Source organism: Staphylococcus caledonicus (assembly GCF_016238465.1).
In the GTDB taxonomy this organism is placed as follows: domain Bacteria; phylum Bacillota; class Bacilli; order Staphylococcales; family Staphylococcaceae; genus Staphylococcus; species Staphylococcus caledonicus.
On sequence record NZ_JABTXV010000002.1, the window covers coordinates 515,556 to 531,715 of the forward strand.

The 16,160-nt window shown below is 33.1% G+C and carries 16 protein-coding genes and 1 pseudogene; 11 read left to right on the forward strand and 6 right to left on the reverse strand.

The genetic code is table 11. The features are described 5' to 3' along the window. The first annotated feature begins 86 nt into the window (after positions 1 to 86). A complete protein-coding gene (locus HS848_RS09060) occupies positions 87 to 1,211 on the forward strand; it encodes an FAD-dependent monooxygenase (RefSeq protein ID WP_198612077.1) in 1,125 nt (374 codons plus the stop codon). 73 nt (positions 1,212 to 1,284) lie between these two features. On the opposite strand, the gene HS848_RS09065 is transcribed toward HS848_RS09060, so the two are convergent. The 5 genes from HS848_RS09065 to HS848_RS09085 all read right to left on the reverse strand — a co-directional run bounded on the left by HS848_RS09065 (position 1,285) and on the right by HS848_RS09085 (position 4,538). Beyond that, positions 1,285 to 2,241 carry a 2-hydroxyacid dehydrogenase family protein gene (locus HS848_RS09065; protein ID WP_107506666.1) on the reverse strand — a complete coding sequence of 319 codons (957 nt, stop codon included), beginning with the start codon at positions 2,239 to 2,241 and terminating at the stop codon, positions 1,285 to 1,287. A gap of 79 nt (positions 2,242 to 2,320) precedes the next feature. Further along, positions 2,321 to 2,635 carry a DMT family transporter gene (locus tag HS848_RS09070; protein WP_198612078.1) on the reverse strand — a complete coding sequence of 105 codons (315 nt, stop codon included), beginning with the start codon at positions 2,633 to 2,635 and terminating at the stop codon, positions 2,321 to 2,323. 1 nt (position 2,636) lies between these two features. Continuing rightward, positions 2,637 to 2,966 (reverse strand): DMT family transporter, encoded by a 330-nt coding sequence (locus HS848_RS09075; RefSeq protein WP_198612079.1) that lies wholly within the window; start codon positions 2,964 to 2,966, stop codon positions 2,637 to 2,639. 142 nt (positions 2,967 to 3,108) lie between these two features. Further along, positions 3,109 to 3,795: a CHAP domain-containing protein gene (locus HS848_RS09080; protein ID WP_107506663.1), complete on the reverse strand. Its 687-nt coding sequence runs from the start codon at positions 3,793 to 3,795 to the stop codon at positions 3,109 to 3,111. 314 nt (positions 3,796 to 4,109) lie between these two features. After that, positions 4,110 to 4,538 carry a DUF4870 domain-containing protein gene (locus tag HS848_RS09085; RefSeq protein WP_198612080.1) on the reverse strand — a complete coding sequence of 143 codons (429 nt, stop codon included), beginning with the start codon at positions 4,536 to 4,538 and terminating at the stop codon, positions 4,110 to 4,112. A 445-nt stretch (positions 4,539 to 4,983) separates the two neighbouring features. Between HS848_RS09085 and HS848_RS09090 the strand changes: the two genes are divergently transcribed. After that, positions 4,984 to 6,054, forward strand: a complete 1,071-nt coding sequence (locus tag HS848_RS09090) for an NAD/NADP-dependent octopine/nopaline dehydrogenase family protein (protein ID WP_107506661.1) — start codon at positions 4,984 to 4,986, stop codon at positions 6,052 to 6,054. A gap of 110 nt (positions 6,055 to 6,164) precedes the next feature. Next, a complete protein-coding gene (gene nhaC, locus HS848_RS09095; protein ID WP_198612081.1) occupies positions 6,165 to 7,550 on the forward strand; it encodes a Na+/H+ antiporter NhaC in 1,386 nt (461 codons plus the stop codon). A 532-nt stretch (positions 7,551 to 8,082) separates the two neighbouring features. Here nhaC and HS848_RS09100 read toward each other — a convergent pair. After that, a complete protein-coding gene (locus HS848_RS09100) occupies positions 8,083 to 8,847 on the reverse strand; it encodes a CHAP domain-containing protein (protein WP_198612082.1) in 765 nt (254 codons plus the stop codon). A gap of 709 nt (positions 8,848 to 9,556) precedes the next feature. Between HS848_RS09100 and HS848_RS09105 the strand changes: the two genes are divergently transcribed. The 8 genes and pseudogenes from HS848_RS09105 (at position 9,557) to HS848_RS09140 (ending at position 16,152) form a co-directional block, all read left to right on the forward strand. After that, positions 9,557 to 10,408, forward strand: coding sequence for a helix-turn-helix transcriptional regulator (locus HS848_RS09105; RefSeq protein ID WP_107506658.1), 852 nt, complete (start codon positions 9,557 to 9,559; stop codon positions 10,406 to 10,408). Between the two features lie 331 nt (positions 10,409 to 10,739). Next, entirely contained in the window at positions 10,740 to 11,480 is a 741-nt protein-coding gene (locus HS848_RS09110; protein WP_198612083.1) for a transcriptional regulator, SarA/Rot family, read from the forward strand. Between the two features lie 20 nt (positions 11,481 to 11,500). Then, positions 11,501 to 11,824 (forward strand): PH domain-containing protein, encoded by a 324-nt coding sequence (locus HS848_RS09115; protein WP_198612084.1) that lies wholly within the window; start codon positions 11,501 to 11,503, stop codon positions 11,822 to 11,824. Positions 11,825 to 12,104: 280 nt separating this feature from the next. Further along, positions 12,105 to 12,449: a transcriptional regulator, SarA/Rot family gene (locus HS848_RS09120; RefSeq protein WP_103167534.1), complete on the forward strand. Its 345-nt coding sequence runs from the start codon at positions 12,105 to 12,107 to the stop codon at positions 12,447 to 12,449. 46 nt (positions 12,450 to 12,495) lie between these two features. Further along, positions 12,496 to 13,380, forward strand: a pseudogene (locus HS848_RS09125) (acyl-CoA dehydrogenase); the annotation flags it as partial. 165 nt (positions 13,381 to 13,545) lie between these two features. After that, positions 13,546 to 14,472: an ABC transporter substrate-binding protein gene (locus HS848_RS09130; protein ID WP_198612086.1), complete on the forward strand. Its 927-nt coding sequence runs from the start codon at positions 13,546 to 13,548 to the stop codon at positions 14,470 to 14,472. A 113-nt stretch (positions 14,473 to 14,585) separates the two neighbouring features. Next, positions 14,586 to 15,530, forward strand: a complete 945-nt coding sequence (locus tag HS848_RS09135) for a nucleoside hydrolase (protein ID WP_198612175.1) — start codon at positions 14,586 to 14,588, stop codon at positions 15,528 to 15,530. 73 nt (positions 15,531 to 15,603) lie between these two features. After that, positions 15,604 to 16,152, forward strand: a complete 549-nt coding sequence (locus HS848_RS09140; protein ID WP_198612087.1) for a biotin transporter BioY — start codon at positions 15,604 to 15,606, stop codon at positions 16,150 to 16,152. The last annotated feature ends 8 nt before the right edge of the window (positions 16,153 to 16,160 follow it).

The following is a 16,160-nucleotide window of genomic DNA, read 5'->3' on the forward strand; positions in this document are numbered from 1 at the left end:
CACCGGCTACAATGACTTAAACGTGTTGAATACCTAAGTTAAAACATTAATAATATATAAGAATTTGAATTTTGAGGTGTAAATAAATGAAGATTGCAATAATAGGTGCTGGCATCGGTGGGTTAACTGCTGGGGCACTTTTACAAGAACAGGGGCATAACGTAACGATATTTGAAAAGAAAACAAATATTAGTGAAATTAGCGCCGGTATTGGTATCGGTGATAATGTGCTCAAAAAGTTAGGCACGCATGATTTGGCTAAAGGTATTAAAAATGCTGGTCAAAATTTATCAGCAATGAACGTGTTTGATACGAAAGGACGCATGTTAACTGCTGCTAAATTAAAAGAGGGTACACTGAATGTGACATTAGCACGTCAAACATTGATTGAGTTAATCCACTCTTATGTTCAACCTAACAGTATTATGACAAATTATGAAGTAACGAAAGTGGATAATCATGAACAAGATGTGATGGTTCACTTTTCAAAACATGCAAGCCAAACGTTTGATTTATGTATTGGGGCAGATGGAATCCATTCAACGATTAGACAAACGGTTAACCCTGGCGCCAAAGTACTTTATCAGGGGTACACGTGTTTCCGTGGTTTAGTAGAAGAAGCGGATTTGAGAAATCGTGAAACTGCAGATGAATATTGGGGCACGCGAGGACGTGTAGGCATCGTGCCTTTAATTAATAATCAAGCTTATTGGTTTATTACAATTAATGCTGCTGAAAAGGACGCTAAATATTCAACATTTGAGAAACCTCATTTACAGGCATATTTTAATAATTATCCTAATGAAGTACGCCAAATTCTGGATAAACAAAGTGAAACGGGTATTCTTCAACATGATATGTACGATATGAAGCCGTTAAAAACATTTGTCTACGGACGTACACTATTGCTAGGTGATGCAGCCCATGCGTCTACGCCGAATATGGGTCAAGGCGCAGGCCAAGCTATGGAAGATGCCATTGTATTGGCTAACTGTTTAGCGGAGTATGACGTTAATAAAGCACTAACACGTTATGATAAATTGAGAGTTAAACATACTGCAAAAGTTATTAAGCGTTCTAGAAAAATAGGCACAATTGCTCAAAAAGATAATAAGTTGACCGTTAGCCTACGTAATGGCTTAATGAAACGTATGCCTAAGCGTTTAGTTAGTGGTCAAACGAAGTTTTTATATAAAGCTAAAAGTAAATAAAACGATAAAAGAAGGACCTACTTCTATGAGTATTTGTACACACATAGAAGCAGGTCCTTAATGTTATTCCATATTATTTGTTAACGACAAATTGAGGTTCATCGCCATTTAATTTTTTGATTGTATCATTTGCGACAATTTTAGACATCATATCTCTAGCTTCGAATGTTGCATTACCGATATGTGGTGTAATTACTACATTATCTAATGATTTTAATCCTTCAGTAATTTCAGGTTCAAATTCATAAACATCTAATGCTGCACCTTCGATGTCTTTATTTTCTAAAGCTTTAACTAACGCTTCTTCGTTAACAATAGGGCCACGTCCAGCGTTAACTAAATATGCTGTAGATTTCATTTTTTTGAATTGTTCAGTATCAATCATATGATGTAAATCTGGATTGTAAGCTGCATTGATTGTAATGAAGTCAGCATTTTCTAATAACGTATTTAAATCAACGTATTTAGCGCCAATTTCACGTTCTTTTTCTTTCTTTTGATGAGGACCAGTATATAAGACGTCCATATCAAACGCTTTAGCACGTTTAGCTACTGCGCCACCAATTTCACCTAAACCGATAATACCAATCGTTTTCCCTGAAACTTCACGACCTCTAAAGAATAGTGGAGCCCAACCGTCGAATCCTTTTGTACGAGATAATTTATCGCCTTCTACAATACGACGAGCTACTGCTAAAACTAATCCGAATGTTAATTCAGCAGTTGCCGCTGTAGAAGCTTTAGGCGTGTTAGTAACGTCGATATCTTTTTCACGTGCATATTTCACGTCAACGTTGTTAAACCCAGCGCCATAGTTAGCAATGATTTTAAGATTTTTACCGCTATCAATCACTTCTTGATCGACATTAGTAGATAATATACTAATTAAAGCTGATGCATCTTTAACACCTTTCTTAAGTGTTTCTTTATCAATGATGCCTTCGCCTTCATACATCTCAACTTCGAAATGTTCTTTAAGTAGATTCAATCCCGCTTCAGGAATTGCACCGGCAATATATACTTTTTCCATTACACTCACTCCTTAATGAATACTTCTCCCTTAGTATAATAAAAGAAGTAAGCGTATACAAATTAAATTGTTATCAGTTTTATTGAATAAGTCTTAAGCCTATTACTGAGACGATTATAAGGAAAATAAAAAATAGCCGACTAAAATGAGTTGATTCTCTATAAAATATCATGCCTATGATGGCACCACCAGCTGTTCCAATACCTGTCCATATTGCATAAGCAGTCCCCATTGGTATAGTATTCATTGCTACTTTTAATGTACTGAAACTAAGAACAAATGTTATAGCCATTAAGACGATATAGAAACGTTTTTTTGTGCGAGATAACTCATTTAATAAAATAACTCCTAACACTTCAAATAAGCCAGCGACTATAAGAAATAACCAAGCCATATTAATGACCTCCTTCAACATCATCATTAGTAGACAGTTTTAAACCAATGATTCCGATAAGAAGTAATAAGAGAAGGGAAATTTTTGAAAAAGTAAACGGCTGGTTGAAAAATATCATATCAACGATTACAGTTCCTGCCGCACCTATACCTACAAAGACGGCATAGACAGTGCCTACAGGTAAATATTTAGAGGCAGAAAGCATTAAATAAAAGCTTAATGCTATGAAAATAAGTGTGAATAACCACGTTATAAAATTATGGGCGTTGTTTAAACCAGTAACCCATATCACTTCTACAAGTCCCGCCAACACAACTTTAAGCCATTGCATGACTATACCTCCATTTTAAAAGTCTAATATAAGTATTTTCTCAAAAGAGGTCATCTTGCGCAACGTAAACAAATAAGAGGGAGCGACAACAGACATCTATTAGACTTGTAAAGATGTCTGAGAGCACTCCCTCTTTAAAACATTATGATAAATGGATGTAATTAAAAGAACTTGCTTGTGAAGCGGAAATCGTACGTGTGTCTTTAACGTATGGGCCACCATTATAGTTCATTTCTGAAACAGTGATAGAACCATCGTCATTTACACTTTCTACATAAGCTACGTGACCATAAGTTCCGGCAGAAGACTGCATAATTGATCCTTCTTCTGGGTTATTATCTACTGTATAACCGGCTGATTGTGCAGCGCTAGCCCAGTTATTAGCATTACCCCAAGTACTGCCAATGCTACCTCCAACTCTGTCATATACATACCAAGTACATTGACCGGCAGTGTATAAATTACCAGATGTAGATGAGGTTGTTTGAGTTGACGTAGATGTTGTAGAAGATGAAGTTGTTTCACTTGTGTTTGATGATGAACTAGTTGACTGAGTACTAGTCGCAGTTGTATTTGAGTTAAACGATTGTTGTTTAAATTGAGTTTGTTGATATCCTCTTGAATGATGGTTGAATTGAGGATTCCATTGTTGATTTGAATGATGATAACCTTGTGGCATAAATTGGCCTTGTTGTTGTGCGCCATGATGTTGTCCTTGAGGTTGTGGTGCATGATTATATTCTGCAGCATCTGCATGATTAGCATTAATACCTAATGCTGAAATACCAATACCTGCTGTTAAAGTTGAAATTGTAATTATTTTTTTCATAGTAATAAGTCCTCCCAAAATTTGTATTCAACACTGGTTTGTTTAGCGAAATGTTGAATAGTTATTATGTTTCATTAACTGTCGCTCCCAACGACAACTCATACTTTAGCAAATTAATTGAGAGGTGTGTGCAATGTTACGATTTCGTAAATGAAATACAAAAACCTTGAACAACTCCGTAATAATAGAGCGTCCAAGGTTACAGGCTGTAACAATACGTGATTAATGCATGGTTTCTACATTAATCTAATATCATACAGTAAATTTTAAATGTTTATTGTTACAGCAGTTTGTAACAATAGGTGCCAATCGATTTATTTGAAAAAGCGAATTGATAGCGGTACCACATATTCTTTTCCACCAAAATACTTCACACAAGCGACGATATGGAAAATAAAATAAAGAATTGAAAGTACAAATAATGCTATAAAAAGAATGATTAATAAGATGACGCAAATAATGCTAAGGGCATCATTATTAAATAAGAATCCAAGATAAACAGGAATAAAACATAATCCGAGTACGACATTCCAAATAAAGTACGAAATGAGCATATTGAAGTAATTCTTACCAGCTTTATCAATTAAACGTGAATCATTACGCTTGATAGCCCAAATAATAATTGGACCAATAATAGAAGTAAAGAAGCCTAATAAAAATATCAACATAGACATTAAACGTGCATCTTGTTCATTATCTCTCATAATTTCAGTACGCTGCGAATCATTATATTGTTCTTGCATGAGAACACTCCTTTTTTTATTATCATTCATCCTTAATATAACAAACTTCTCCAAAGAACGTTAGCCTAGTTTCTAAAATTGAACTAGTTCACACACAAGTGTTTATTATTAAGGGAATTTGGATATATATTATCAAGATATTATTGCAGAGTGGGGCATGTGTATTTGGTGCTCTAGAAAACTAATAAACGGTGTCCCAACCTCTATTTCTAGTTAATTTTTGTCGGGGCGAGACTACGAAATCTTTTAAATTGTTTAGATTTCTGTCTCGCTTCCTTTATTTATGAAATTATTAGAACAAGTAAGGAATCTGATTTTAAACATGTTATTCTTTATATTGCTTAAGAAGATGAAATAGAAATCTACAGATTCAATTACTTTGAGTTCTTTTAATTAAGATAATTATGACATCTCTATGATAGAAAAAGATAAAGGAGTTATTAGTATGAAAATAGCAGTTATAGGTTCAGGTAATGGTGCTGTTACAGCAGCAGTAGATATGGTAGATCAAGGACACGAAGTTAAATTATATTGCCGAAATTCTTCCATTAAAAAGTTTAATACCGCTTTAGAAAAAGGTGGATTTGATTTTAACAATGAAGGTGAAGAGAAATTTGTTCCTTTCACTGATGTCAGTGATGATATTGAATACGTTCTTAAAGATGCGGAGATTGTACAAGTAGTTATCCCGTCTTCATATATAGAATATTATGCAGAAATTATGGCTGAACATATTACTGATGACCAACTCATCTTCTTTAATATTGCCGCGGCAATGGCTTCTATCCGTTTCATGAACGTACTTGATGATCGTCGCGTAGATGTCAGTCCAAAATTTGCTGAAGCGAACACGTTAACTTACGGCACACGTGTTGATTTTAACGAAGCACGTGTAGACTTATCTTTAAATGTTCGTAAAGTCTTCTTCTCTACTTTTAATAAAAAAGAATTAAGTGACAGTTTCGAAAAAGTTAGTCAAATTTATCCTTATCTAGTGAAAGAAGAAAATTTATGGAAGACAAATCTTGAAAATGGTAACCCTGAAGTACATCCAGGACCAACATTATTAAACGTTGGCCGTATTGATTATGCCGATTCATTTGCATTGTACAAAGAGGGAATCACGAAACATACAGTGAGATTACTACACGCCATTGAGTTAGAACGTCTAACACTTGGCCGTAAATTAGGGTTTGAATTATTAACAGCGAAAGAAGCCCGTATACAACGTGGCTATTTAGAACGTAAAGACGAAGATGAACCATTAAATCGTTTGTTTAATACAAGTCCAGTATTTTCACAAATACCAGGTCCTAATTCCGTACAAAATCGTTATTTAACTGAAGATATCGCATACGGACTTGTACTATGGTCTAGTTTAGGGCGTGCAATTGACGTGGAGACACCGAATATTGATGCAGTGATTATGATTGCTTCAACGATTTTAGAACGTGACTTTTTCGAAGAAGGACTTACAGTTGAAGAACTTGGTCTTGAAAAGCTAGGACTAGAATAAACTAGTCAGGTAAGTTACTAGATTACGAGAATTTAACACTATCAATCGAACAATAACTATTTATTAAAGAAAAGAGGTCTTGTATCAAATAAGGGGAAGGGAGCTTGTGTATGAAGAGAACACCAACATTTTTGGAGGCCATCTCCACTATCGTTGTAATGGTAATTGTTGTAACAACGGGATTTATTATTTTTGATATACCTATTCAAGTATTGCTCCTTATTTCTTCTGCTTATGCTGCGTTCATAGCAGTACGAGTAGGACTGAAATGGGAAGATTTAGAAGAAGGTATTACGAAACGCTTAACTACAGCGATGCCCGCTATATTTATTATTTTAGCCGTTGGGATTATTGTAGGTAGTTGGATGTACTCAGGTACCGTGCCAGCGCTTATTTATTACGGATTGAAATTTTTAAACCCACATTATTTCTTAGTTTCAGCATTTATTATTTCTGCTATATGTAGTCTTGCGACTGGTACAGCTTGGGGTTCTGCTTCAACGGCAGGTATTGCGCTAATATCTATCGCTGGCCAATTAAATGTCGATTTAGGGATGGCAGCCGGCGCTATCATCTCTGGTGCAGTATTTGGCGATAAAATGTCACCCTTATCTGACACAACCAACTTAGCTGCTTTAGTGACTAAGGTAAATATCTTTTCTCATATTAGAGCAATGATGTGGACAACTATACCCGCTTCTATTATTGGACTAGTGGTCTGGTTCTTTGCTGGTCTAAGATCTAAAGGAAGCGTAGATTCAAAGCAAATTAATCATTTGCTCAATGAACTATCAAGCATCTATCATCTGAATTTCTGGGTATGGGTACCGTTAATTGTTATTGTTATATGTTTATTATGTAAAGTGTCAACCGTACCTTCAATGTTAGCTTCGAGTATAACGGCTATCGTTATTGGAACGTTTGCTCATCATTTTAATATTGTAGATGGATTCAAAGCGACATTTAATGGATTTACACCTGCTATGACTGGCCATACTCATCTGTCAGATAACGCTAAAACGCTATTAGAACAAGGCGGAATGATGAGTATGACCGAGATTCTTGTAACGATTTTCTGCGGTTATGCGTTTGCTGGAATAGTGGAGAAATCTGGATGTCTAGATGTGATGTTACAAACAGTAGCTAAAGGCGTGAAGTCAGTAGGAACCTTGATATTAATAACAGTCGCATGTTGTTTAATGATGGTCTTTGCAGCTGGAGTCGCTTCAATTGTTATTATCATGGTTGGTGTATTGATGAAAGACATGTTTGAAGATATGAATTTAGATCGAAGCAATCTTTCACGTACACTAGAAGATTCAAGTACAATGGTGCTTCCACTTATACCATGGGGAACATCAGGTATTTATTATACGCAACAATTAGGCGTATCAGTAGACCAATTCTTTATTTGGGCAGTACCATGTTATTTATGTGCTATATTAGCAGTCTTTTACGGCTTTACAGGTCTAGGAATTCGTAAAAAATCAAATTAATTATAATTTTATGTTTAATTTATGTAAAAAAAGGAAATATATTTATATGTTAGAACAGTAAATAGATATTATTGTAGCGATGATATTTATTCCTATAAGGTTTTAACTGTAAATATCCTCGAAATATTCAAAAGTAGTGGATTCAATTTTTGTAGCGAGAATTGAATCCATGAACGATGAGTAAATGAATTTATTAACAACAGGTTTAATAGATATAACTCAATCATGAAATAATAAATTTATTGTAAGAATATAGCTAGATTAGAATAAGAGACTAAGCCATTAACATAAAAATGGTTTAGTCTCTTATTTTTTTGCAGTAGTTGTCCGAAATGAAAAGGAGTTCGAGCCACACTTTCTTCATTTCTAGTCAACTTTGTCGGGGAGGACTACGAAATCTTTGAAATTACATTAGTGTCCCACTCCCTAGATTTCTGTCACTGTGCTCTAATAAAAAAACGCAAACCATCTCATTGTTAAATGTAATGGTTTGCGGAAGCACAGCTTATTTAAATTATATTATAAGTTCATATTAGTGAATGTAGTTGTATGATGAAGCTTGGCTAGCTGAGATTGTACGTGAAGTAACAACACCTACACCGTGACCATAGTTCATTTCTGATACTGTAACTGAACCGTCACTACCAACACTTTCAACGTATGCAACGTGACCGTATGCACCTTGAGAAGTTTGTAAAATAGCACCAGCTGAAGGTGAGTTGTTTACAGTGTAACCTGAAGCTGCAGCAGCGTTTGCCCAGTTATTAGCGTTGCCCCAAGTTGAACCAATTTTACCGCCAGCTCTTTCATATGCATAGTAAGTACATTGACCACTAGTGTATAAATTACTACCTGAGCTTGCAGAGTTAGAAATTGATACGCCATTTGAACGTGATGATGGTGCAGTTGTAGTTGTTACTTTGATGTTACGATCTGAAGTTGAGTAGCTAGCACCCATGCCACCAGTACGTTGTGCATTTGAATTATATGATTGAGTATTATTGTTATTGTTGTAGCTATATGAATAATTTGAATTGTAGTTGTTGTAATTATTATTGCTGTAGTTGTTATTTGAATAATTTGATTGACTAGAGTGATTTACTTGATCAGGGCTCCAGTTACCTTTCCAAATGTAATGGTAATTACCTTGTTGGTCGATAGTGTAAGAATAGCTATAAGATGTTGGATCATTTGGGTTATAACCTTGTTCAGCTGCGTGAGCTTCGTGACCATGTCCAGCGATAGCGATTGTAGCAACTCCTGCAGTAGCGATTGTAGCTGTAGCGATTTTTTTCATTGTAAATATCCTCCTGAGAATTAAATTAATTTCTATTTATTATTTAATAGTCATTTGATGACCCTTGAGTCCTTTGTTTCAATGTTTCTTAACGACAAAACATACTTTATCAAAAAAAATTGAGTTTGTGGGCGTTGTTATCATTTTGTAATTTTTTGCTAATATTATGTTTTGACATACATACTTTTAGTAATGTTTTGTAATTTTAAAAAACATTGATATATCAATGTTTGAAGATTATTATGAAAAGAATACTCATTTCTTTGTAATCTTATTGTAAAAAAATAGCAAACTTTATTTCTGAAGAAATAACTTTAAAAATCATATATTTTGTACGATATTTTTACATATAAAACACATTTATGTGCTACTCGTAGTTAAAATCAAATATGAACTAGGTAAAAAAGCGTATATTATTTTTGCCAAAAGTGATATTTTAAGTGCGCTATATATATAATTTTATTTGAATAAGGTAATAAAGTGATATAATTAGTCAAAAGTTTGCTACTGGTAACGCCGAAAGAAAACATACAATTATATATGAAGATAGACATTCGAGGAAGAATGAGGTTGAGACAAAGTTTATCAATTTTTAAGAAGATAACTATTAATGGCTCACCCTCAGAATAGCTAAAGAAGTTATTGGGGAGGTAACTCTATTTCTATTTATGTCATGTCTTTATATATTATAAAGTGAGAGGACGTACGTATGATTGATAACTTTTCGGTAAAACTTTTAAAAAATATAAAGATAAGTAGGCAAAAGGAATCGAATATAAAATTAATCTATTGGTTAAAAGGTTCAGGCGTAGTTAATTTAAATTTAGACAAATTTCAAATGCAGTCTAGCGATTTGATGTTTGTCATGTTAAATGACTTATACTCAATTGATGGTGAAGAGGATTCTTTTGTAGTATTGATTGAAATAGCCTTTAAAGATTATTTGAAATTTGCTGATGATTACATTAGATTAAACGGACATAAATTTTCATCAATTGAAAGAAGACAGTTAGAACCATTTATTATAAATTTACTTGAATTTGAAAGTCGGAAACCGCATATATTGCATATTAAAGATAAATTAGTGAAACACTTATGCGTCGAGTTAGGTTATATTCAACGTAAACGTCGGGATAGTTATAAATTGGAAAATACGTTAATCGATGAAGTGCATGAATATATTATTGAACATCATGCTCAAAAAATTAATAGGCAAGAACTTGCAAATTCTTTGAATATGTCGGCAAAAGAAGTGAGCGAGGCTATAAAATATCATACGCCATACAATAATATTACTCAGTATATCAACGATGTGAGATTGAAATTATGTTTGATAGACATATTAAAAACAAATGCACTAATTCAAGATATTGCCTTCGACCATGGATTTAATCATTACCCACGATTCATTGCTTTATTTAATAACAAATATGGCGCAACGCCAGGGCAAATTAGGAAGAATAAGCAACTTATACATTATAATAGTTCAGAAACGATAGAAATTCCATTTGATAAGGAAGCACAATTATTAATAGCCGAAGCTAAAAGTAATTATTATTAGAAAATGGTTTATTTGTACTTTTCAAAAGCGATTAATAGCTCAATAAATTAAGGTTTCAACAATTATTATGAATTTCGAATAGTGACGAATCATTGTTCCATTGTTCGAGAGTGTTTAAATCGGATGTTTTGTCCTAAACATATAAGATAAAAAGTTGAGTGTGATGTTGTTAAACAAAGCGTTATTCATATTAGATAGTATTGATACTCTCATCTAATTAATACTTATATGTGAAGATAATGATATTTAAAAATGCTACAACACCAAAATGTCTATCTTTAAATCGATGCTTAAAGGAAGCATTAAGTTAGGACATGAGGTGGCAAGTATTATGAATAAAAAGAACATTGAGACACTCTTATTTTATTTGATGTTCACAAAAGCTATTAACGCAATATTAAAGTACACACATAATCTAAATCTTGAACATTTAATGATACTAAATGAAATCATTAACTATTACCAAGCACAACATCAAGGTATTTATATTGAAGACTTAATTAAAAAAGTGGACTTATCTAAAAAAAATGTGCGATATCATTTAGAACAGCTCTACCATTTAAAATGGATTATTAAATTGCGCGATGAGGTGAATCAAAGAAGGATATTAATTCTCCCCACTGCGCAATATCAAGAAAAATTACAAATATTATTTTGTGAAGTTGAAGAATTGTTAAAAGTAAGATATCTCAATAAGCATGAAGATTTTAAAATTTTAGTAGAACTTTCTTATATTACTATTGTTTATCAAGCATTAAACCGAGTTAAATTAGTGGGGGAACGGTTTGATTTAACATTAGATGAAATATTTTTATTAGGAAAACTTACTACCCATCAAGAAGTGAGTTCTTTAAAAGCATTTCAAGCCTTTTCACATCACTATTTAATTTGTATCAATTCAATTATTAATGGTTTATATCAAAAAGGGTATATAATAAAATATAGAAAGCCAGAAGATGAACGCATGGTGTATATAAAATTTTTAGAGTCTCAACTCAATAAAACAGAAAGCTTATTTGCTGAATGTTACAATGAGTTTCAAGCGGAAATGAAATCAATTTTTATAACATAGACAATAAGGAGTATCAAAAGATGATTTTAGATAATGTAAATCCTGATGATTTATTCCCAACTGAACAAAAAGGACCGTCTGTATTAGGAATGATTGAATACAGTGTACAGGGACAAAGCGAATTTGAAGGTGCCTTTATTGCGACTTCAGAACGTTTAATAATGAATGTGGATATGAATGGACAATTTTATTATAGAAATATCCCTTATAATGAAGTAGAAGCTATTGAATATGATGGCCAAAATATTGCATTTACTTTTAATATTGGCAAGGTGCCGATGAAACAAATTCAAACTGAAGATGTTAAAACTTTTGTCGAATATGTAGAAGCAAAAATTAAATAACGATATATAACTAGGAATGTTTGTACGACGTAATAAATAGCGACAAACTTCCTAGTTTTTTATTTCATTTTATTAGTATTGAAGATTAATTGATTAAGTATAATTTAATTTAGTCAACGTGTTTTTATTATGTAATATCATTTTAAGTTCATAAAAACATTGAAATATTATACTTAAATATTATAAAATAAATTTTATAGCATTAGAAATCTTTAGTTAGTAGTAAATAGTACACGAACCTTGTAGCAACAAGACGTACATCGGAGGAGTGGTTTAGAATATGGGACAAATTAAAGATATTAATGATTTAGTTAATGCAACATTCCAAGTTAAGAAATTCTTCAAGGATACTAAAAAGAAGTATAATTTAAATTATGAAGAGATTTATATTTTAAATTACATAGCTAGAAGTAAAACAAATGAAATAACTTCGAAAGAAATCGCAACGTATTCAGAGTTTAAACCTTATTACTTAACTAAAGCATTACAAAAATTGAAAGATTTACAATTATTATCAAAAAAACGTAGTATTAGAGATGAAAGAATTGTTATTGTTTACGTTACTGATGAGCAACGTGAAAAAATTAATAAGTTGATTGCTGATCTTGAAAAATATATTAAATAATCAACTAGTAATTTACTTACACCTAGTCTTAAGTTGAGGATGAAATTCTCTTGGTTGGCATCTAAGTGTGGTAGGCCAATTATATGAGCAAAATATGTGGCAACAAGAAATGCTTGATCAATTTGCCGAAGAAATTAAAAATGGCGCACTTGTTAATAGAGCGGTAAGCGAAGCGGACACAGGAAGTCCTACTCGTGGTGGCCGACCTGCAACACATGCCATTAAAACGGAAAAGGGCTATCAATTAAACGGAGTTAAAACATTTACCTCAATGAGTAAAGCACTCACACACTATATCGTGGCTGCTTACGTTGAGGAACTTGAAGAAGTAGGTTTCTTCTTAGTACCTCGTGAATTCAAAGGTGTAGAAATAGCTGATAATTGGAATATGATTGGCATGAGAGCCACAGAAAGTCATGATTTAGTATTAAATGACGTCATAGTCCCAGAAGAGTATTTCGTAGAAGGAAAACGTAAGCCTCAACCTAACGGCTGGATATTACACATTCCAAGTACGTATTTAGGTATAGCACAAGCAGCAAGGGATTATGCAGTTGAATTTGCTAAAAGTTATGGTCCAAACAGTATTGAAGGAACTATTGCCAATCTTCCAACTGTGCAACAAAATGTTGGTAAAATGGAATCATTATTACTTTCAGCACGTCATTTCTTATGGAGTACTGCTAAAGGCTATCAAACTATTGAAGATAATCCTAACGTCTGGAACGAGACCGCAGCCAGTAAAGTCCTTGTGATGAACCAAGGATTAACTGTTATAGATTTAGCTATGCGAATTGTTGGAGCGAAAAGTTTAGAGATGGAACGTCCACTACAACGTTATTATCGCGATATGCGCGCAGGTTTACACAATCCTCCAATGGAAGACGCTGCTTACACTAATATTGCAAAATCAGTATTAGACCTGTTTTAAACTAAACAACTAAAAAATATATTGAATTTATTAATTAGTCTCATCTGTTTATTGTTATGAGACTAATTTTTTATTTTTTAAATATTTAAAAATTCTATTGTAAATATCAATTGCCTCATGTATAATTTTGATGAAATTGATAATCGTTTTCAATAAGAGGATGTTATGAAAAAGTTAATTTTTCCATTGATTGCTTTAATCATTGTGTTAGCTGCATGTGGCAATAACGGTGGTTCAGGTGATTCAAATAAATCAGATTCAAAAGAAGAAACAAAGTCATATAAATTAGATAGTGGTAAGTCAATTAAAATTCCTAAAGACCCTCAACGTATTGCAGTAGTAGCACCTACGTTTGCAGGTGGTTTACATAAATTAGGCGCTAACATCGTAGCAGTTAACAAACAAGTTGATCAAAGCCCAATTTTAAAAGATAAATTTAAAGATACTACTAAAATCGGTGACGAAGATGTAGAAAAAGTTACTAAGAAAAAACCAGATTTAATTATCGTTTATTCTACTGATAAAAACATTAAAAAATACCAAAAAATTGCACCAACAATTGTTGTTGATTATGGTAAACATAAATACTTAGAACAACAAGAAATGTTAGGTAAAATTTTAGATAAAGAAGACGAAGTTAAAAAATGGGAAGAAAAATGGAAAAAACAAACTGAAAAAGACGGCAAAGAAATCAAAAATGCAATTGGTAAAGATTCAACTGTATCAATCTTTGACGAGTTCGATAAAAAATTATACACATACGGCGATAACTGGGGCCGTGGTGGAGAAGTTTTATATCAAGCATTCGGTTTAAATATGCCTAAAGGCCAACAAGATTTAGTTAAAAAAGAAGGTTGGGCTGAAGTAAGTCAAGAAAAAGTAGATGACGTAGCTGGTGATTATATCGTATCAACTGGTGAAGGTAAATCTAAACCAAGTTATGAAACAACTAATATTTGGAAAAACTTACCAGCAGTTCAAAATGATCGTGTAGTTGAAGTTAAAGCTGAAACATATTGGTACAATGATCCTTATACTCTTGACTTCATGAGAAAAGACTTAAAAGACAAATTAATTAAAGCTAGTAAATAATTAGGTAGAATTTAAAACGAATATCAATTTTAATACGCTATTGAGCTATGATTATGTACAATGTAATCATAGCTCTTTTTATATCAAGTCATTGAGAGTATCTAGGAGGATAAATAATGAAGAAAGTTTATTTTAATCACGACGGTGGAGTGGATGATTTAATTTCACTCTTTTTATTATTACATATGGAAGATGTCGACTTAGTTGGAGTGAGTACAATTGGTGCCGATTGTTATGTCGAACCTTCAGTAAGTGCATCTAGTAAAATCATTAATCGATTTTCAAATTTGTCTCTTAAGGTAGCCGCATCTCGTGAACGTGGAAGAAATCCTTTTCCTAAAGAATGGAGAATGCATGCTTTCTTTATGGACGCCTTACCTATCTTAAATGAACCCACAATGAATCGTCAGTCTGCCATAAGCCAATTGGAAGCTTATGAAGATATTATTAAAGTTTTAACCGAAAGTGATGACAAAGTCACTTTATTATTTACTGGCCCACTTACAGACTTAGCTAAAGCACTTACGATAGACCCGAGCATTACGCAAAATATTCATAAACTTGTGTGGATGGGTGGTACATTTTTGGAAAAAGGTAATGTAGAAGAACCAGAACATGATGGTACAGCCGAATGGAATGCCTTTTGGGATCCAGAAGCAGTAAAAATAGTATTTGATAGTCCAATAGAGATTGAAATGATTGCCTTAGAAAGTACGAATCAAGTGCCACTAACCCTAGATATTCGCCAAATGTGGGCAAATGAACGTCAATATAAAGGGGTGGATTTCCTAGGTGTAAGTTATGCTGCTGTACCTCCACTTACTCATTTTGTAACTAATTCCACATACTTCTTATGGGATGTACTCACTACAGCATATGTAGGTAAGCCTGAATTAGTGCAATCTATTCAACTGAATGTAGATGTTGAGAGTGATGGTCCAAGTCAAGGACGTACGTTTATTAAAGAAGATGGTCGACCAATCAATGTAGTTAATGGTGTAAACAGAGATGATTTCTTCCGTTATATTACAGATTTGGCAAAAAAAGTTAAATCTTAAATTAAATGTAAACTTTTTATTCACGTAAGTTTACAATAGTGGTATAATCATTTTCGTAGAAGGAGGATACAACATGAGTACAAGAAATTTAGTTTATACAGCATTGATGACAGCGATTATTTGTGTTTTAGGTTTGGTGCCAAGTATTCCATTACCTATCATGCCCGTACCGATTGTTTTACAAAACATTGGTATTTTTCTAGCGGGTATTATCCTAGGAAGAAAATATGGCGCACTTAGTGTCATAGTATTCTTATTATTAGCAGCTACTGGTTTACCTGTCTTATCAGGCGGACGTGGAGGTGTTGGCGTATTTGCAGGACCTTCAGCCGGTTTCCTATTCTTATATCCTGTAGTAGCTTATCTCATTGGATTAGTTAGAGATCGTTATCTTGATAGAATCAACTTTACAATTTTATTTGTAGCAACATTAGTCGTTGGTATATTGCTATTAGATATTGTTGGTACAATTATTATGGGCTTCATTATACATATACCTGTAAGTAAAGCTGTTGTTTTATCATTAACATTCATGCCTGGCGATATTGTTAAAGGCATTATTGCTAGTTTAATAGGGGCAACAATGTTAAACCACTCTCGCTTTAAAAATTTGATACAATAAAGGTATTA